Annotated in this window: 17 protein-coding genes and 1 tRNA gene; 4 read left to right on the forward strand and 14 right to left on the reverse strand. The window is 67.8% G+C overall.

Annotation, left to right across the window (positions count from 1 at the left end; translation table 11 throughout):
• Nucleotides 1–8: 8 nt before the first annotated feature.
• The 8 genes from P5G59_RS11280 to P5G59_RS11315 all read right to left on the reverse strand — a co-directional run bounded on the left by P5G59_RS11280 (nucleotide 9) and on the right by P5G59_RS11315 (nucleotide 6,336).
• Nucleotides 9–1,541: an SCO6880 family protein gene (locus tag P5G59_RS11280; protein ID WP_301218938.1), complete on the reverse strand. Its 1,533-nt coding sequence runs from the start codon at nucleotides 1,539–1,541 to the stop codon at nucleotides 9–11.
• Nucleotides 1,542–1,544: 3 nt separating this feature from the next.
• Complete coding sequence (locus tag P5G59_RS11285) at nucleotides 1,545–2,585, reverse strand: hypothetical protein (RefSeq protein ID WP_175338685.1); 1,041 nt, start codon at nucleotides 2,583–2,585, stop codon at nucleotides 1,545–1,547.
• A 5-nt stretch (nucleotides 2,586–2,590) separates the two neighbouring features.
• Entirely contained in the window at nucleotides 2,591–2,914 is a 324-nt protein-coding gene (locus tag P5G59_RS11290) for a hypothetical protein (protein WP_175338684.1), read from the reverse strand.
• Nucleotides 2,911–3,066: a hypothetical protein gene (locus tag P5G59_RS11295; protein ID WP_175338683.1), complete on the reverse strand. Its 156-nt coding sequence runs from the start codon at nucleotides 3,064–3,066 to the stop codon at nucleotides 2,911–2,913. The genes P5G59_RS11290 and P5G59_RS11295 overlap by 4 nt, the downstream gene beginning before the upstream one ends.
• Before the next feature lie 5 nt (nucleotides 3,067–3,071).
• Nucleotides 3,072–3,725 (reverse strand): hypothetical protein, encoded by a 654-nt coding sequence (locus P5G59_RS11300; protein WP_175338682.1) that lies wholly within the window; start codon nucleotides 3,723–3,725, stop codon nucleotides 3,072–3,074.
• A gap of 88 nt (nucleotides 3,726–3,813) precedes the next feature.
• A complete protein-coding gene (locus P5G59_RS11305; RefSeq protein WP_175338681.1) occupies nucleotides 3,814–4,914 on the reverse strand; it encodes a hypothetical protein in 1,101 nt (366 codons plus the stop codon).
• A complete protein-coding gene (locus P5G59_RS11310) occupies nucleotides 4,911–5,660 on the reverse strand; it encodes a sigma factor (protein ID WP_175338680.1) in 750 nt (249 codons plus the stop codon). The genes P5G59_RS11305 and P5G59_RS11310 overlap by 4 nt, the downstream gene beginning before the upstream one ends.
• A 478-nt stretch (nucleotides 5,661–6,138) precedes the next feature.
• Complete coding sequence (locus P5G59_RS11315) at nucleotides 6,139–6,336, reverse strand: helix-turn-helix transcriptional regulator (protein WP_208038483.1); 198 nt, start codon at nucleotides 6,334–6,336, stop codon at nucleotides 6,139–6,141.
• A gap of 102 nt (nucleotides 6,337–6,438) precedes the next feature.
• Between P5G59_RS11315 and P5G59_RS11320 the strand changes: the two genes are divergently transcribed.
• Both P5G59_RS11320 and P5G59_RS11325 read left to right on the forward strand, forming a co-directional pair.
• Nucleotides 6,439–7,020: a helix-turn-helix domain-containing protein gene (locus tag P5G59_RS11320; protein WP_175338679.1), complete on the forward strand. Its 582-nt coding sequence runs from the start codon at nucleotides 6,439–6,441 to the stop codon at nucleotides 7,018–7,020.
• 13 nt (nucleotides 7,021–7,033) lie between these two features.
• Nucleotides 7,034–8,182, forward strand: coding sequence for a site-specific integrase (locus P5G59_RS11325; protein ID WP_175338678.1), 1,149 nt, complete (start codon nucleotides 7,034–7,036; stop codon nucleotides 8,180–8,182).
• Nucleotides 8,183–8,526: 344 nt separating this feature from the next.
• Here the strand turns inward: P5G59_RS11325 and P5G59_RS11330 are convergent.
• The 4 genes from P5G59_RS11330 to serS all read right to left on the reverse strand — a co-directional run bounded on the left by P5G59_RS11330 (nucleotide 8,527) and on the right by serS (nucleotide 12,132).
• A tRNA-Ser gene (locus P5G59_RS11330) sits at nucleotides 8,527–8,614 on the reverse strand.
• A 50-nt stretch (nucleotides 8,615–8,664) separates the two neighbouring features.
• Nucleotides 8,665–9,948 carry an LCP family protein gene (locus P5G59_RS11335; RefSeq protein ID WP_301218944.1) on the reverse strand — a complete coding sequence of 428 codons (1,284 nt, stop codon included), beginning with the start codon at nucleotides 9,946–9,948 and terminating at the stop codon, nucleotides 8,665–8,667.
• A 118-nt stretch (nucleotides 9,949–10,066) separates the two neighbouring features.
• Nucleotides 10,067–10,870, reverse strand: a complete 804-nt coding sequence (locus P5G59_RS11340; RefSeq protein WP_301218946.1) for an HAD family hydrolase — start codon at nucleotides 10,868–10,870, stop codon at nucleotides 10,067–10,069.
• Complete coding sequence (gene serS / locus P5G59_RS11345; RefSeq protein WP_301218948.1) at nucleotides 10,867–12,132, reverse strand: serine--tRNA ligase; 1,266 nt, start codon at nucleotides 12,130–12,132, stop codon at nucleotides 10,867–10,869. Before serS ends, P5G59_RS11340 begins: the two co-directional genes overlap by 4 nt.
• A 44-nt stretch (nucleotides 12,133–12,176) precedes the next feature.
• Between serS and P5G59_RS11350 the strand changes: the two genes are divergently transcribed.
• Nucleotides 12,177–13,193 (forward strand): diacylglycerol/lipid kinase family protein, encoded by a 1,017-nt coding sequence (locus P5G59_RS11350; RefSeq protein ID WP_301218950.1) that lies wholly within the window; start codon nucleotides 12,177–12,179, stop codon nucleotides 13,191–13,193.
• Here P5G59_RS11350 and P5G59_RS11355 read toward each other — a convergent pair.
• Nucleotides 13,190–13,780, reverse strand: a complete 591-nt coding sequence (locus tag P5G59_RS11355) for a hypothetical protein (RefSeq protein ID WP_301218952.1) — start codon at nucleotides 13,778–13,780, stop codon at nucleotides 13,190–13,192. The two genes, P5G59_RS11350 and P5G59_RS11355, sit on opposite strands and share 4 nt — an antisense overlap.
• Nucleotides 13,781–13,810: 30 nt before the next feature.
• Complete coding sequence (pheA, locus tag P5G59_RS11360) at nucleotides 13,811–14,788, reverse strand: prephenate dehydratase (RefSeq protein WP_301218954.1); 978 nt, start codon at nucleotides 14,786–14,788, stop codon at nucleotides 13,811–13,813.
• A gap of 152 nt (nucleotides 14,789–14,940) precedes the next feature.
• Between pheA and pgm the strand changes: the two genes are divergently transcribed.
• Nucleotides 14,941–16,560, forward strand: coding sequence for a phosphoglucomutase (alpha-D-glucose-1,6-bisphosphate-dependent) (gene pgm / locus P5G59_RS11365; protein ID WP_301218956.1), 1,620 nt, complete (start codon nucleotides 14,941–14,943; stop codon nucleotides 16,558–16,560).
• Nucleotide 16,561 lies beyond the last annotated feature (1 nt).

Raw genomic sequence — 16,561 nt, forward strand, 5'->3', positions numbered from 1 at the left:
TCATGGTTTCACTCCCCTTCCAGCGGTACTGGCAGGGCGCCGGTGACGAATCCGGCGGCTTGCTGCCCGGACATGGAGGCCAGCACCAGCCGTGCCGGGTGGGAGGCCTGCTCGATGTCCGTGCGGGCTTTCGCCAGCGCGTCTTTCGATTCGGCGGAGATGGTGACGAAACCGCGGTACTGAACGTCGCCGAAACCGTCGACGAGGTCGTGCTCGCGCACCGCGAGGTCCTCCTCCTCACGCAGGTGGGTGAGTGGTACACGGGAAGACAGCTTCATTCGGATCGTGGCGGCGGTTTCCATGTCGGACTGGGCCCGATTCAGCTGGGCCAGCGCCTTGTGCGTCGCCACCGGCCGCACCTGCAGGGTGATCACCCGGGTCGCGTCCCCGGCATAGAGGAGCGGCTCGAGGAACCCGGTACGGACGTCGGTGCGGGGCCATTCGGCAACCCAGAACGTCTGATGCCAGGACTCATCCACCCGCAGCGCATCCCAGCCCTCGTCGATCCCCATCACCGGCGACGGCGCGGACACAACGCTCGAGTCCTGCTCACGCCGTGTGGCCGCGGCCACAGGGTCGGCGGACAGAGCGTTCAGCTGGTCAAGCTCATCCGAGGTCAGCCAGCCTGCGGGCGTGAGTCGGGCGTGCTCCATCGAGGTCTCGATCCCCGCCACCCGCTCCTTGAGCACAGCGGCGAGCCCGGTCAGGCCCTTGCCGGCGTCGCGGATGGCGCCGTTGAGGGCGGCGGTGTCGAAGGTGAGGGTGATGTAATTGGTAAACCCCATCGACCGCTTCGACGCCGCCTGCGTCAACGCCCAATACTCGCCGCGCAACTCTGCGGTGACTTGCGGGTCGTGCTCGTTCTCGCGAACGACCAGATAGTCGCGGAGCTCGTTCGAGGAGGCCCGGTCGACGCGGATCCGGATGGTGGTTTCCCGGACGCCGGGCAAATTCTCCAGGGAGCTGAGCCATTCCACGAACCCGTCGTACGCGGCCTCCTGAGTGCCCTTGTCGCGCAGCGCCCACGCCTTCGACCCCACCTTGACGGTGACTGAGGCGAGCCGGCCGCGGGCGTTGTAGATGAACCCGCCAGCACCGGGGATCTGCACGATCTGCACATCCCCCAGCGCACCCGGAAGCAGAAACTTGGAGGTCACGACCGGGGTCGCCGCAGCGACCTGGGCGTGGCCGACGTTGAGGGAGGCGACGGTGACCCGGAACCAGACGTCGCGGCGGAACACGGTCTGCCCGGCCATACTCCGCAACAGGTAGCGGACGGCTTGGGCGACGATCACGATGACCGGTTCGCGGCGGTAGGTGGCGAGGGCAAAGAACACGACGACGGCGACGATCGGCAGCATCACCCAGATGGCGTTGCTGTCGATGAAGAGGGTGGAGAGCAGGATCGCGACAGCGGCGCCGATCACAACCAGCTGCAGGAAGGTCAGTCCCAGGAAGATCCCGCGGCGTTCCCGGGCGGCAAAGCGCACCCGGGGTGCGCCTTCTTCGGTGATGATCTGGTCGGCGGTGAGGGTGGTCATCAGTTATCTCCCAACCTTGATGACCCGTGCCGCGGTGCGGACGGGTGCGGAAGCGGTGCTCGCGCGCGAGAACTGGTCCCGGACGGAGAAGCGATGGTGGAGGGCGGTGCCGACCTCGGCTCCCGCGAAGGAGACGAGTTTCGTCGCCCACAACGGGCTGAACGAGGCAGCGATCACCGCGCCGGCCGCGACGAGAATGACCCCGATGCTCACGGACGTCTTCGTCAGCTCCACCGCTAGGAGCACGACGCCTGCCGCGAGCGGTTTGGCAATCAGCAGGCCGACGGAGAGGTTCATCCAGCGTTGTGCCCACGCGGTGAGCTTGGGTTGGCCAATCATCATCAACCCGACCGGGGCCATCGCGGCCAGGGCGAGGAGCCCGAACTCCCGGATCGACATAGCGATGAACAAGAACAGGGAGGCGATCATCATCAACCCCACGACCAGGAGTGCGATGACGTAATCGCCGACGGCGGCCGGGCCGTGCGCGCCTTGGGCCGCCATCGTGAAGATGACGCCGCCCTCGGTGAACTTCGCGCTGTGCATGACCGCGTTGGCCGCCTGCCCGGGAACGTCGAGCAGGCCGACCACCCGGAGGAGGCCTTTGCCGAGGTCGCCGCCTTGGGCGACGGTGGTGAGGCTGCTGGTGATGTCGTCGGTGATCCCGGAAGCCTTCTGCATCCCCCACACGCAAATCGCGCTAAACGGGATGGCGAGGGCGGCGCCGGCGGCAGTGCGGCCGATCCGGGACCAGTCCTGCAAGATCATCGCGATCCCGATCTGGACGAGCGCGACGATCAGGATGACCGGCGCGGTGACGGCGATCCAGAACAGGAACTGCGAGTGCGCGATGTTCCAACTGCCTTGGTCAATGTTCGTGTTGAAGGACCCGGCGATCATCGTGGCGATGAAGTCGCCGAGGTTCTTGATCGTGGACCCCATGAACTGCGCGATCGTCTGGGAGGCTTGGCAACCGAAATCGGAGAGGAAGCATCCGTAGTTCGGTGCAAACGGGTCAGGCGGGGCGGCGGCGATGTCGATCATGAGGATCACGCCACGTGGAGCGACTGGCCCCAGTTGATCAGCCCCGCGATACTGCCGGCCACGGCGACGCCGGCGACGCAGCTGAGCAGGCCGATGATGCCAGCCTTCTGCACGCGCCCGTTGCTGGAGACGTGGCCGACGACGATGAACCCGGCGGCGATCAGCCCACCGATGATGGCCAAGATCAGCACGATCGCGAACACAACGTTGGCGATCGCCTGCAACGCTCCGACGCCGGGACCAGAGAAGTCCGGGCTCGGGTTGGGGATGGCCGCCACGGTGATGGTGCGTGCGTGGACGGTCACGAGGGATTCGTTGAGGGTGTTCATGATTCTTGGTTCCTTTCCGTGAGGTCGGTCGATGGTTCGGGCTCTGTGGTCTCGCTCATCCGCCGGGCCGCCAGCAGCCCGGATCCGAGGATCCCGAGCAGCGCGATGCCGACGATGAGCAGGAGACGAAGCAGATTGAGGATGAGGTCCATGACGGTCACTCCCCGCTCGCGTCCGAAGCGCTCGTTGCCGAGGTCGGCAGCGGGACGACCAACTGCAGCGGCTGTCCTTCGGAGGGCACGTCGACAGTGAGAATCAGTCGGTCGACCCCAGCGGGGAGGTACCAAGCGGCGCCGAAGGAACGCTGCTTATCGTTCGGGATCGTCCAATCGGACTTCTTCCCGAACAGGCCGGATGGGAGCCAAGGCAAACCAGCCGCCTTCGCTGCCGCCGGCCCATCGGCCGTGTCTAGGACCGCCGGCTCGGGACGGCCGTCGAACTGGGTGCCCTTCAGCGTGGTGCCGGTGACGTCCTGGTAGGTCTGGCCACCCTGGGAGGGCTTCCACTCGCCGATCATCGTGATCTTCATGAACACGACCGGTGTTCCGACCGTGAAGAGTTCCTGCGGGGAGTTCGGGAGGGTGCACCGGCAGCCGTGCGCCGACTTGAAGGTGCGGCCGGGGAAGACCTGGACGTAGACGGTGTCGACGATCCCGTCGGCGGCGGGGGTCGCAACGTTCGACGCGGTCGGTGTCGGCTTGGTCGGCGCGACGGTAGTGAACGACGGGTTTCTGGCGGGGGCTGCGGCGGCGCAGCCGGCAAGTGCCAGGGACGGGAGGAGGGCAGCGAGTGCGATCAGCTTCTTGTTCATCTCAGTTCACCTCGGTTTCGTATGCGCCCTTCACTTAGAACTTCCGGCTCGGAGCGATTTGTGGCGCGCATCTTGGAGACTCGTTTGGTCAGGGCACCTGAATGTGCTGGTGGTTGCAGGTATCAGGGAAATCGCTGGTGAGGTTCGTAAGGACACCGAGCGTCACGCGGGCGCGGGACCGGCAGTCGCTTTGACCGATCGATGACCCGTGCGGGGCGTACGGGTCCAGGGCATGGATTAGCTGAACCGAGAGAGTGTCCGCGCCGGTCAGTGATTGGCCGTTGATCGCGTAGAAGTCGACGGCCTTGCCCTTCCAGTGCGCGGACGCGGTTCCCGCCCCTGGGGTCATGCCGGTGCAGCGCCGGTTTAGATCGCTGACCCCGACCTGCTGGAAGGACTGGACGGCCACGACGATCAGCTGGAGGATGTGCGGGTCGATCGTGCAGTCCGGCGTCGCAGTACCGTCAGCCATGTTGACGACCTGCTGCTGGTAGCGGGGCTCGAGGAAGTTCAGCTTCTTCGCCTGGATCGCGCCGACCAGGACCGCGGCGGCCGCGCGAGCGTCCGCCGGTACCTGACACGCTCCGGCGCTTGCTCCCGTCAGGGCGGCGAGGACCTGCTCGGCGGGAGTCCAGAACGGGGCGTAGTGGTTCGGGTCGGCGTTGATTTGGACCGCGTGGGCGACCAGGGTTGGCGCGAGGGTCTGCCAATCCGGGACGTGAAGCATGCGGGTGTAAAAGGCGGCGGCAGCGGTCGCCGGGTTCATCCGCTCCGCTGGGGTGCCGTAACCGGCGCCCTGTTGGAAGACGCCGATCGTGGTGTTGTCCACCGCGTCGCCATGGTCCAGGTTGCGGAGGCCGGACTCACCGATCGCGACCATCAGCGCGAGTGTCTGCCCGTGCGGGGGCACGATCATCTGCTGGCCGACGGTGATGATCGTCGCGGCGATCTTCAACTGCTGCGGCCCGTACCCGTCCACATTCTGACCCGCCTCGACCGAGGGCGAGGATCCACCACACACTCCCCCGCCGCCGAATCCGTTGGTTCCCATCGCGAGAACCAAGCTGACCGGCACGGCGACAAGCGTGACGGGGACGACCAAGACGATGATGGCCGCGACGATCAGCAGGTTCCGCGTCGTTTTCGGATGCGTCACGGCATGAGCGGCCGCCGCGCCCGCACTGATCATGCCGCCACCTCCAGCTCGAGGACGTCCCGAGCGATCATCAGCAATCGCTTGGCGGTCGCGATTCGGGCTCGCGCCGATCCGGGATGGATGTGGAGAGTGGCTGCGATGGTGTCTGCGTCGTCGCCGATCATCTCGGCGACTTCCCGAAAACCGCCGGTCTCGGGCACGCAGGACACGATCACCGAACCGGTCATTGGCAGTCCCGCGTCCGCCGCTGCAAGGGCGGCGAGCACGGTTCGTGCGGTCTGGCAGACTCGCTCACGGATCGTGCGGACACCGCGCTTGGACAGCTGGTGGGCTTCTGCCACCCGCTCGGCGTCGCCGTCGGCCAGGCTCAGGTCGCTCATCACGTGCCAGTCGGATGCGCCGACGTAATCGGCAACCAGCACCATCCACCGGTGCGCGTCAAAGCGGCGAATCATCGCCTCGAGCGGGTCGATGTCCGACTCGGACTCCACGTCCGCGTCGACAGTGACATCGTCCGTCGGGCCGTACTTCCGCTCGATCTGCCGGAGCACGACGTGACGGGTGATCCCGAACACGAACGCGTGCGGCGATCCACGCTCCGGGTCATACGTGGAGGATCGGTGCCAGACCGTCTCCCGGGCGATCTGCAGAACGGCGTCGACCTCATTCGGCCAGCCGCGCAGTTGAAAGCGAACGTACGGCCGCAACGTGTCGACTTCACGGAGCAACTCCGTGAGAAAAGCATCCGCCCGCGAGCGGACTTGGGTTCCTCCAGCCACGAGATCACAACCTTCCTTGCATGGAAGTGGCTACTGCGAAGGACCGGGTTCGAGCCGGCGACGGCTCGTCAGAACAGGGCTATGTCAGCGCGCATGGGCGCGCAGGAGCCCTCCTTGGATTAGGAAGGTTGGATGTTCCGAGCTGCGCCGGGGATATGGGCTCCGGGGCGGCGCGCCCGGATTCGAGGGTGGAGTGGCGGCTTCGACTCTGAAGTTGGGGAATCTCAGCCACGATGCCTCACCGCCGCCCTGACTCGCTTAGCGAGGCCAGCGTTACGGTGAAGAGGGTAAGAATCAGCCGCTCCATTTGGTGCCGCACGCTACCCCCGAACAGGGGTCGCGCTTGGGCGGCACGCCGAGGTGAACCAGCTGTTCTACTGACAGCTCTCGCACCGCAGATCATCCATCGGATCCACCGGGACGAGATATCCGTCCACGAAGTCCTGAATGACGCCGGGAGGCTCTGTCGGGGGTTCGGCTACGCGTACGCTCCGGTCCTCGTCTGCGCGCTCGCTTCCAGCCATGCCAACACCTCCGCCCGCTTGTAAAGCACGGTGCGTGGGGTCGGCTTATAGAAGCGCGGGCCCTTACCGTGATACCGGAGTTGGGCGAGCGCTGCGATCGACAGCCCGGTGATCTCAACCACCTCAGCGGGCTGAATGAACTCTCCTGTCATCTCATCTCCTCCGTTTCGACAACTCAGGAGTGCTGCAATTGTTGAAACGACCATAGCAAGAAATCCGTGACTTGACAACAGAAGTGGCGATAGGCTGTCGAAATGGCAGACTTTCGATCGGAGACCAGCATCGGCGCGCGCATCAGACTGGCGCGACGTGAACGTGGATTTCGAACGACCAGCGACCTGGCAGCGGCGATTCCCGGTGGGAACATCACCCCCGCGATCCTGGAGAACATCGAATCCGGCCGGAAGGCCGACATCAGCGTCAGCCAGCTCTTGAATATCGCACGGGGCCTCGATGTGCCGATCAGTATGCTGCTCTCGCCAATCGGGCGGCCCAACGACAAACTCGACCTGCAAAATCTCGGCGAAGACTTCGACGGAATGACCGTGGCCGAATTCGATTGCTGGCTTTCAGCGACCCCCTCGAGTTCGTATCGGCCCCGATTGGCCGCCGAACGCGTGGACATCTCCGTCCTGAACTCGCTTCGCGAACTCGGGACCCTTCGACGTGAGTTCGACCGCCTCCGGATCGTTCGCGACGTCGGAGCGGCGTCCGGAGTCTCTGATCTCACCTTCGACTCAAGCGTCGAGGCGCGCCTGGAGCTGGTCGAGCACGAGCTGGAGCGCGTCGCAGCGCTTCTCACCTCGGCGGGCATCGAAGAGGTGGCAGCACCCTAAAGAGGAGGGCGAGATGGGCAGCGTTCTGTCGTATGAATCTGCCGGTGGTCGACGCTATCGCGTCATGTACCGCACCCCTGATCACCGTCAGACCACGAAGCGCGGATTCAAGACGAAGCGAGAAGCCGAGCTCTACTTAGCCACGGTCGAGACGAACAAGGCACGCGGCGAGTACATCGATGCAAGTGCGGCGAGGGTGACGATCGCATCCCTCGGCGATGAGTGGCTAGCCAACCAGACTCACCTCAAACCGTCCTCGCTCCGACCGCTCGAGATCGCGTGGCGACTCCAGGTCGAGCCGCGTTGGGGACGCGTCCCTGTCGGTGATGTACGACACTCGGATGTCCAGGCCTGGGTTACGTCTTTGAGCGCAGAAAGGTCCGCTACGACCGTCTTGCGCGCGTTCGGTGTGCTTGCCGGAATCCTGGACATCGCCGTGAAGGACCGGCGCGTGCCTGTCAACGTAGCCCGCGGATCGCGATTACCCCGCAAGGTTCCTCGCGCTCACCGGTACCTCACCCATCAACAGGTTCACGACCTCGCCTATGCCAGCGGCAAACACGAAGCTCTCGTCCTCCTACTTGCCTACACCGGCCTTCGCTGGGGCGAAGTCATCGCCCTCCGCGTGCGCGACGTCGACTTCACTCGTCGCCGACTCGCCGTCTCGGAAAACGCGGTAGAGGTCGGTCCCGCCACCATCGTCGGAACCCCGAAGAGCCACAAGCGCAGGTCGGTACCGTTCCCGGCATTCCTCATCGACGCGCTGGCCAGCGCAGCCGCAGGCAAGGAGCCGAACGACCTGCTGTTTTCCGGCCGGTTCGGTGAGCACATGAAGCGAGCCACACGGGGTCAACGGACATGGTTCAAGAGCGCACTCGACAGGGCCGGCCTTGACCCGATGACCGTCCATGACCTGCGGCACACCGCCGCCAGCCTCGCCGTGAGCGCGGGAGCCAACGTAAAGGCGGTCCAAAGGATGCTCGGCCACGCCTCAGCCGCGATGACGCTGGACGTTTACGCGGACCTCTTCGACGACGACCTGGACGCGGTAGCTGAAGCTCTGGACGGCGCAGCCAGACGTTCTGTGGCACGACCGCATCTCGCTGAGCGTCAGTCCTCAGTGGTGAGCAGACCAGTAAGCGCCGCCAACGTACTTGGCTAGCTTGCCCAATCCTTTGACGCCGGCCCCTAGGACAAGGACAGCGAGCACGAAAACGAACCACGGGTAGGCGATTACGTCTGCCACGATCGCGTTCCAGATCATGACGATCGCTTCCCACCGGGCAGCGCGCCACGTATCGAGAAGCCAACCGACATCGATCATGTCCACATTGAAGCGGTAGCCGCTGACAATCGGCATTTGCGACGGCCGCGATCGCAGAAAGAGGCCCCGGATCACCAACTCGCGGCGGCGTTTGTTGTCAGTTTGTTGTCAAATCGAGCGCCGCAGGTCTGGCAGCAAAGACTCGATCCCAGTGATTTACTGGGATCGAGGCGCCCGTTCCTTGGCGGAGGGCGTGGGATTCGAACCCACGAGACATTTCTGCCCACCAGTTTTCAAGACTGGCTCCATCGGCCGCTCGGACAGCCCTCCTGGCGCCGGCGCGAGCCGGCGTCGACCGATTCTAGCGAACCGGAGTGGTGTCAGCCCTCGAACGGCTTCGAGCAGGTGTACTGGGCCGCGGTCTGGCCGTGCACGTCCGACGGCAGCTCGACAGCCCCCGAACCGCCGGCGGTCGAGCCGGAACCCGAGCCGTCCGCCGGGGCCTGCGTCGCCGGGGCCTGCGTGGCAGGGGCCTGCGTCGCGGGAGCCTGCCCGGTCGGCGCGTTCGGGTCGGCCTGCGAGCCGACGCCGGTGTCGCCGGTCACGACGACGGGCTGGTCGTTCTGGAGGGCGCTCGTCAGCTGGTCGGCCGCATCCACCGTCGGGGCGACCCCGTTGTCCACGTAGTGGTTGGGATACTGCACGAAGACGACCTTGCTGATGTCGATGTTCTTCAGCGCCATCGCCATGGAGACGATCGTGGTCGGGTTGTTCAGGCTGTCCGAGAGCGTGATGTTGCTCGTGGCCGCCTTGGCGAGGCCGTACAGCTTCACCGGGTTGCTCAGCACGTCGGCGCTCTTGATCGTGCGGACGAGCGACGACAGGAACACCTGCTGGTTGCTGATGCGGCCGAGGTCGGAGCCGTCGCCGACGCCGTGGCGGGTGCGGAGGAACGCGAGCGCCTGCGAGCCCTGCAGCACGTTCTGGCCGGCCTTCACGTCCAGGCCCGTGTACGGGTCCTTGATGTCGCCTGCGACACAGACCGGCACGCCGCCGACGGCGTTCGACATCTCGATCACGCCGTCGAACTGGATCACACCCGCGTACGGGATGTCGAGCCCGGTCAGCTTCTCCACCGTCAGCACGGTGCAGGCCAGGCCGCCGTAGCTCAGCGAGTTGTTGATCTTCTGGCGGCTCATCGCGTCGAAGCTGCCGCCCTTGGGGTCGGGGCACGACGGGATGGACACGAACATGTCGCGGGGGAAGCTGACGACCGTGGCGTTCTTGTGGTCCGCGGAGACGTGCAGCAGCATCGTGACGTCGTTGAGGTTCTCCTCCCGGTCACCGTACGCGGCGTTGCCCCCGCCGCTGTCGCTGCCGGCGAGCAGGACGTTGAAGGCCCCGTTCATCGCGCCGACGCCCGGCGTGGTCTCGTTGCCCTTCGCGTCGACGAGCTTGACCGACTTCTTCACGCTGCTGACCACATCCACCGCGGCGTAGGCGGCCAGGGAGACGCCGGTGACGCCGATCACGGCGATCACGGCGACGAAGATCTTGAGGAGGAAGGAGAGGGGGTGCTGCTGCTTGAGTCTTCCGTGCCGGACCGCTGGTCCTGCCGCCTTCTCCTGCGCTCGCGCTTGCGCGCGGGTGTGCATCTCGCTCATTCACTTCCTTCCGGAATCGGTCGTGCACGGGGAGCGGCGCGTACAGAAATGCAGCACACGCCGTCTTAAAGCCTTGCACGGCAGGCTGGCAATGCTCTGGAAGGCGCGCGTCGGTCGCTCAGAGGGCGTCGAGGACGTGCGCGAGACCGTCCTCGACCACGGGGGCGGTCGACCGCGTCGCCACGGCCTTCACCTCGTCGGGGGCCTGCCCCATCGCGACGCCGAGGCCCTCGGCGGAGGCCCACGTCAGCAGCTCGATGTCGTTGCGGCCGTCGCCGACCGCGACCACGTTCGACCGCGGGATGTCGAGCGCGTGACGCACCCGCTCCATCGCCGTGGCCTTGCTGACGCCGTCGGGCGAGATGTCGAGCCACGCCGTCCAGCCGATCGCGTAGCTGACGCGCTGCAGGCCCATCCGGTCGACGATCGAGAGGAACTCCTCCGTGTCGTGCTCGGGCGAGACCACGACGACGCGGGTCGCGGGATGCTGCAGCAGCTCCTCGAACGGCACCTGCTCGGCGTTCACCAGCTCCCAGTCGGTCATGCCCTCGGTGTACCGGCGGAAACCGGTCGGTCCTTCGACCATGAAGCTGCCGCTCGGGAGGTGCGGGCGGATCGTCTCCAGGACCTCGGTCGGGTCGAACACCTCGATGAACTCGCGCCGGTAGCCGCCCTCGACGGTGTCGTCGCGGCGCATGGTGAGCGCGCCGTTAGCGCACACCACGAACTCGCTGGTGAGACCGAACTTCTCGTGGATGGGCCGCGCCGTCTCCCAGCTGCGGCCGGTCGCCAGCATGACCTCGTGCCCGGCGTCGCGCACGCGGTCGACGGCGGCCCGGACGGCGGCGCCGACGGTCTCGTCCTCATGGATGAGGGTTCCGTCGACGTCGAGCGTGATCAGCAGGCGGGAGTCGTCGCTCACGAACGCGCCGGCTCCAGCAGCTCAAGGCCGCCGAGGTACGGCCGCAGCGCCTCGGGCACGCGCACGGAGCCGTCCTCCTGCTGGTGCGTCTCGAGGATCGCGACGAGCCAGCGCGTGGTCGCCAGCGTCCCGTTGAGGGTCGCGACCGGAGCGGTCTTGCCGCTCTCGGTGCGGTACCGGATGTCGAGGCGGCGGGCCTGGAACGTCGTGCAGTTCGAGGTCGAGGTGAGCTCGCGGTAGCGGCCCTGGGTCGGGATCCACGCCTCCACGTCGTACTTGCGGGCGGCGCTGGAGCCGAGGTCGCCGGCGGCGGTGTCGATGACGCGGTAGCTGAGGCCGAGCGCCTGCATCATCTCCTCCTGCCAGCCGAGCAGCCGCTCGTGCTCCGCCTCGGCCTCCTCCGGCCGTGTGTAGACGAACATCTCCAGCTTGTCGAACTGGTGCACGCGGATGATGCCGCGGGTGTCCTTGCCCGCGGAGCCGGCCTCGCGGCGGTAGCAGGTCGACCATCCTGCGTAGCGCAGCGGCTGGTCGATGTCGATGATCTCGTCGGCGTGGTAGCCGGCGAGCGCCACCTCGCTCGTCCCGGTCAGGTAGAGGTCGTCGTTCTCGAGGTGGTACACCTCGTCGGCGTGCGCGCCGAGGAAGCCCGTGCCCTGCATGATCTCGGGCTTCACCAGCGTCGGCGTGATCATCGGGATGAAGTCGTTCTGCACGGCCTTGTCGAGCGCCATGTTCATCAGCGCCAGCTCGAGCCGCGCGCCGATCCCGCGCAGGTACGAGAAGCGCGCGCCCGCGACCTTGGCTCCCCGGGCCATGTCGATGGCGCCGAGCAGCTCGCCCAGCTCCAGGTGGTCGCGCGCCTCGAAGTCGAAGCTCGGGATGTCGCCGACGGTCTTGAGCACGACGAAGTCGTCCTCCCCGCCCGCCGGGACGCCCTCGACGATCGGGTTGCCGATGCTGCGGATCAGCTTCTCGAAGCGGGCGTCGGCGTCGTTCGCGGCCTGCTGCGCCTCCTTGACGCGGCCGGCGAGCTGCTGCGCCTGGGCGACGAGCTCCTTCTTCTGCTCCTTCGGCGCCTTCGCGACCTCCTTGCCGAACGCGTTCTGCTCGGCCCGCAGCTCCTCGAACGCGGTGATGGCCGCGCGCCGCTCGATGTCGGCCTGGATGGCCTCGTCGACGAGCTGGACGGAGCCGCCGCGCGCCTCCTGGGAGCGCCGGACGACATCGGGGTTCTCGCGGAGGAGCACGGGATCGATCACCTGACCAGCTTATCGACCGATGCGCAACAGGTAGCGTGAGCAGGGTGAACGGACGGGGTGGGGACGAGCGCACGGTCGTCGCGGTGGTCTACAACCCGGTGCGGGTCGATGTCGTGCGCGTCAGGGCGGCGGTGGAGGCTGCGGCCGCCGCGGCCGAGGCCGAGCGGCATCCCGAGGGCATCGAGCTGCTGTGGCTAGAGACGACGCCGGAGGACGGCGGCCAGGCGCAGGTGCGCGCGGCCCTCGACCGCGGCGCCTCGCTGGTGCTCGCGGCGGGCGGCGACGGAACGGTCAGGTCGGTGGCAGAGGCGCTGCGCGACAGCGACGCGGCCCTCGGCCTCATCCCGGCGGGCACGGGCAACCTGCTCGCGCGCAACCTCGGCGTGCCGTTCACGAGCGTGGAGAGCGCCTGCGCGGTGGCGTTCGCCGGCGAGACGCGGCGCATCGACCTCGGGATCGCGACCGCGCATCGGCCCGATGGCGACGCGACCGAGCACGCCTTCCTCGTCATGGCCGGTGTCGGCATCGACGCGGCCATGATCGCCGGCGCCCGGCCGGAGCTGAAGCGCCGGTTCGGCTGGCTCGCCTATGTGGACGCCGCGTTCCGTGCGCTGCCGAAGTCGAGCAAGGTGCGCATCCGGTTCCGCCTCGACGGCGGGCACGAGCGCTCGGCGCATGTGAGCACCATCCTGATCGCCAACTGCGGCGCGCTGCCGGGCAACATGGAGCTCATCCCGGACGCCGCGATCGATGACGGCCTGCTCGATGTCGCCATTCTGCAGCCGGCGACCGTGTTCGGCTGGCTGGCGATCTGGCGCAAGATGACCTGGGAGAACCGGGTGCTGCGCAAGTCCGCCCTCGGCCGCCGCATCATCCGCTTCACCGACCGCGCCGTGCGCACCCGGCTCAGCTACCTCCGCGGCGCAGCGGTGCAGCTGGCGGTGGATGCGCCAGAGCCGTTCGAGCTCGACGGCGACGCGTTCGGCGAGATCGTGGCGCTCGACCTCCGGGTGGACGAGCGCGCCCTGCTGGTGCGGGTGCCCGCCCTGCCCGAGCGCTAGTCGACCTCGTCGCGGGCGCGCGGCTGCTGCGGGGAGCGGCGTCCCGCCAGAAGGGTGAGGAACAGCAGCCCGACGAGGGTCAGGAGGCCGACCGTGATGAGCGGGCCGGCGAGCATCCACCCGAGCTGCGCGAAGACGAGAGCGGTCACGTCGGTGCTCGGGGTGGGGCCGTTGTACGAGGAGGTCACCGAGACGGCGTAGAGGACGATGCCGAGCACGACGAAGCCCGCGCCGACCAGCCAGAGGGCCAGCATGACGGGGTTGCGGCGCGGGTTCGGGTCGAGCCTGTCCAGCACGCCGGGCCCGGCCACGATCGTCGTCGCGGCAGGCTGGGGCGGGAGGTCGAGGTCGTCGAGGGGCGCGGCGGCGCGTTCCGGGATCGGCGCGAACTCGGGTTCGGCGACCTCGTCGGGGGCCGCGGGCAGCACGGAGGACGGCCTCCGGTACGCGGAGTCCGGCGCGTCGGGACGCACCCTCGTCTGGGTGCGCTCGCCCGGCCGCGGCTGGTATCCGCGCTGGAACGCGGGATCGAACCGCGGGTCGAAACCGCCGGTCCGATTCTCGCCGTCATGCTCCTCGGCGACCATGATGACCTCCCGACTGTCCTTGAGCGCAGCCTACGCCGACGGCGCTTCGTCGGTCAGGGAGGCGAGCCATTCGCGGGCCTCGGTGAACACCTCGTCGCGGTAGCGCTGGTCGAACTCGATGCGCATGCCGTCCGCCCGCGGGTAGGACCCGAGGAACATCACCGACGGGCTGAAACGGCGGAGGCCGAGCAGCGCGTCGGCCACGCGCTCGTCGCGGATGTGGCCGTCGGCGTCGATCACGAACCGGTACCGGCCGAGGGCGTCGCCGACCGGGCGGGACTCGATCAGGCTCAGGTTGATCCCCCGGGTGGAGAACTGCTCGAGCAGGTCGAGCAGGCTGCCGGGGCGGTCGTCGGGGAGCTCGGCGATCAGGCTGGTCTTGTCGGCCCCGGTCGGCTCGGGGACGCTGCGCGTGGTGCTGACGAGGACGAACCGGGTCACGGCGTTCGGGTTGTCCCCGATGTTGTCGGCGAGCACGACCACGTCGTGGTGGTCGACGATGCCGGGAGGGGCGACCGCCGCATCCGCCGCGCTTCCCTCGAACAGGGACGCGGCGGCGGCGACGTTGCTGGAGGCGGGCAGGTGTCCGTGCTCCGGCAGGTTGCGATCGAGCCACTGGTGGCACTGGGCGTAGGCGACCGGATGCGCGTTCACCGTGCGCACGTCGGCGAGCGTGGTGCCGGGCCGGGCGACGAGGACGAAGTTCACCGGCACGAGGTACTCGCCGATGATGCGGAGGCCCGGGATGGTCGCGAGCGCGTCCTGGGCGACCGAGACCCCGCCCTCGATGGAGTTCTCGATGGCGATCATGGCGGCGACACTGCGCCCCTCCACCACGTCGGCGAGCGCCTCGCCGAGGTTGTTGACGGCCCGCCACTGCTTGCCGCGCGCCTCGGGCACCTGCTTGAGCGCCGCCTCCGTGAACGTGCCGGACGGTCCGAGGAAGCTGTACACGTCGTCGAGGGAGGCGGGCAGCTCGGCGGGCGCGCCGGCGGGGTCGGAGGACATGCCGCTCAGCTTAGCGAGCCGCCTCCCACCCCTTCCGCGCGCGACTGCGGCCCTGCGTCACGTCTGCGGCCGCTCGCGCACCTGCAGACGTTCCAGGAGGGCGCAGTCGCCTGCATCTCCCGGCGACCGGCCTGCCGTGGAAGAGTAGGAACATGGACGAACGAGCCGGAACCCCTGCCCAGCCTTCCGACCTGATCGACGTCGACGCCCTACGGCGCGCGTACTACGAGCTGAAGCCGGATGTCAGCATCCCGGAGCAGCGCGTGGTGTTCGGCACCTCCGGCCATCGCGGGTCGTCGCTCGACACGGCCTTCAACGAGGACCACATCGCCGCGACCACCCAGGCGATCGTCGAGTACCGCAACAGCCAGGGCATCACCGGGCCGCTGTTCATCGGCGCCGACACGCACCTGCTGAGCGAGTTCGCCACCACCACCGCGCTCGCGGTGCTCGTCGGCAACGAGGTGCGGGTGCTCGTCGACGAGTTCGACGACTGGGTGCCCACGCCCGCGGTCTCCCACGCGATCATCCGGTACAACCGCCAGGGCCATGACGACCAGGCGGACGGCATCGTCGTCACCCCGAGCCACAACCCGCCGCGCGACGGCGGCTTCAAGTACAACCCGCCGCACGGTGGCCCGGCCGACACGGACGCCACCAGCTGGATCGCCAAGCGCGCCAACGAGATCATCGCGAACGGCATGAAGGACGTGCGGATGGCGGAGCCCTCCGGCGTCGAGACCCACGACTTCCGCGGGCACTACGTCGACGACCTCGAGAACATCATCGACGTGAAGGCGATCAAGGACAGCGGGATCAAGATCGGCGCCGACCCGCTGGGTGGCGCCAGCGTCCACTACTGGCAGGCCATCGCGGAGCGCTACGACCTCGACCTCACGGTCGTGAACCCGGAGGTCGACCCGGCCTGGAGCTTCATGACGCTCGACTGGGACGGCAAGATCCGGATGGACCCGTCCAGCCCCTCGGCGATGGCGTCGGTGGTCGCCCGCCGCGCCGACTTCGACATCCTCACCGGCAACGACGCGGACTCCGACCGGCACGGCATCGTCACCCCCGACGGCGGGCTGATGAACCCCAACCACTACCTGGCCGTCGCGATCGACTACCTGTTCCGCACGCGCACCGAGTGGCGGAAGGACGCCGCGGTCGGCAAGACCCTGGTGTCGTCGTCGATCATCGACCGCGTCGCGGAGTCGCTCGGCCGACGGCTGTGGGAGGTCCCGGTCGGCTTCAAGTGGTTCGTGCCGGGCCTCATCGACGGGACGGTCGGGTTCGGCGGCGAGGAGAGCGCCGGCGCGTCGTTCCTGCGCTTCGACGGGACGGCGTGGACGACCGACAAGGACGGCATCCTGCTCGCCCTGCTGGCCAGCGAGATCCGGGCCGTCACCGGCAAGTCGCCGTCGGAGCTGTACCGCGAGCTCACCGAGCGCTTCGGCGACCCCGTGTACCAGCGGGTGGACGCGCCGGCGACGCCCGAGCAGAAGGCCGCGCTGTCGAAGCTCGACGGCGACGCGATCACCGCCACGGAACTGGCCGGCGAGCCGATCACCGCGAAGCTGAGCCGGGCGCCGGGCAACGACGCCCCGCTGGGCGGCGTGAAGGTGCAGACCGAGAAGGCCTGGTTCGCAGCCCGCCCCTCCGGCACCGAGAACGTCTACAAGATCTACGCAGAGTCGTTCGAGGGCGAGGAGAACCTGCGCGAGGTGCAGGAGGAGGCCAAGAAGATCGTCGGCGACGCGCTCGGCGGCTGAG

The sequence above is a fragment of the Leifsonia virtsii genome (assembly GCF_030433675.1).
GTDB lineage: Bacteria > Actinomycetota > Actinomycetes > Actinomycetales > Microbacteriaceae > Leifsonia > Leifsonia virtsii.

Coding starts and splice junctions, on each gene's coding strand:
- P5G59_RS11285 (WP_175338685.1), bottom strand. CDS start 2,585: ATGATCGACATCGCCGCCGCCCCGCCTGACCCGTTTGCACCGAACTAC.
- P5G59_RS11325 (WP_175338678.1), top strand. CDS start 7,034: ATGGGCAGCGTTCTGTCGTATGAATCTGCCGGTGGTCGACGCTATCGC.
- P5G59_RS11355 (WP_301218952.1), bottom strand. CDS start 13,780: ATGGTCGCCGAGGAGCATGACGGCGAGAATCGGACCGGCGGTTTCGAC.
- P5G59_RS11315 (WP_208038483.1), bottom strand. CDS start 6,336: ATGACAGGAGAGTTCATTCAGCCCGCTGAGGTGGTTGAGATCACCGGG.
- pheA (WP_301218954.1), bottom strand. CDS start 14,788: ATGTCCTCCGACCCCGCCGGCGCGCCCGCCGAGCTGCCCGCCTCCCTC.
- pgm (WP_301218956.1), top strand. CDS start 14,941: ATGGACGAACGAGCCGGAACCCCTGCCCAGCCTTCCGACCTGATCGAC.
- P5G59_RS11295 (WP_175338683.1), bottom strand. CDS start 3,066: ATGGACCTCATCCTCAATCTGCTTCGTCTCCTGCTCATCGTCGGCATC.
- P5G59_RS11320 (WP_175338679.1), top strand. CDS start 6,439: ATGGCAGACTTTCGATCGGAGACCAGCATCGGCGCGCGCATCAGACTG.
- P5G59_RS11280 (WP_301218938.1), bottom strand. CDS start 1,541: ATGACCACCCTCACCGCCGACCAGATCATCACCGAAGAAGGCGCACCC.
- P5G59_RS11300 (WP_175338682.1), bottom strand. CDS start 3,725: ATGAACAAGAAGCTGATCGCACTCGCTGCCCTCCTCCCGTCCCTGGCA.
- P5G59_RS11335 (WP_301218944.1), bottom strand. CDS start 9,948: ATGAGCGAGATGCACACCCGCGCGCAAGCGCGAGCGCAGGAGAAGGCG.
- P5G59_RS11305 (WP_175338681.1), bottom strand. CDS start 4,914: ATGATCAGTGCGGGCGCGGCGGCCGCTCATGCCGTGACGCATCCGAAA.
- P5G59_RS11290 (WP_175338684.1), bottom strand. CDS start 2,914: ATGAACACCCTCAACGAATCCCTCGTGACCGTCCACGCACGCACCATC.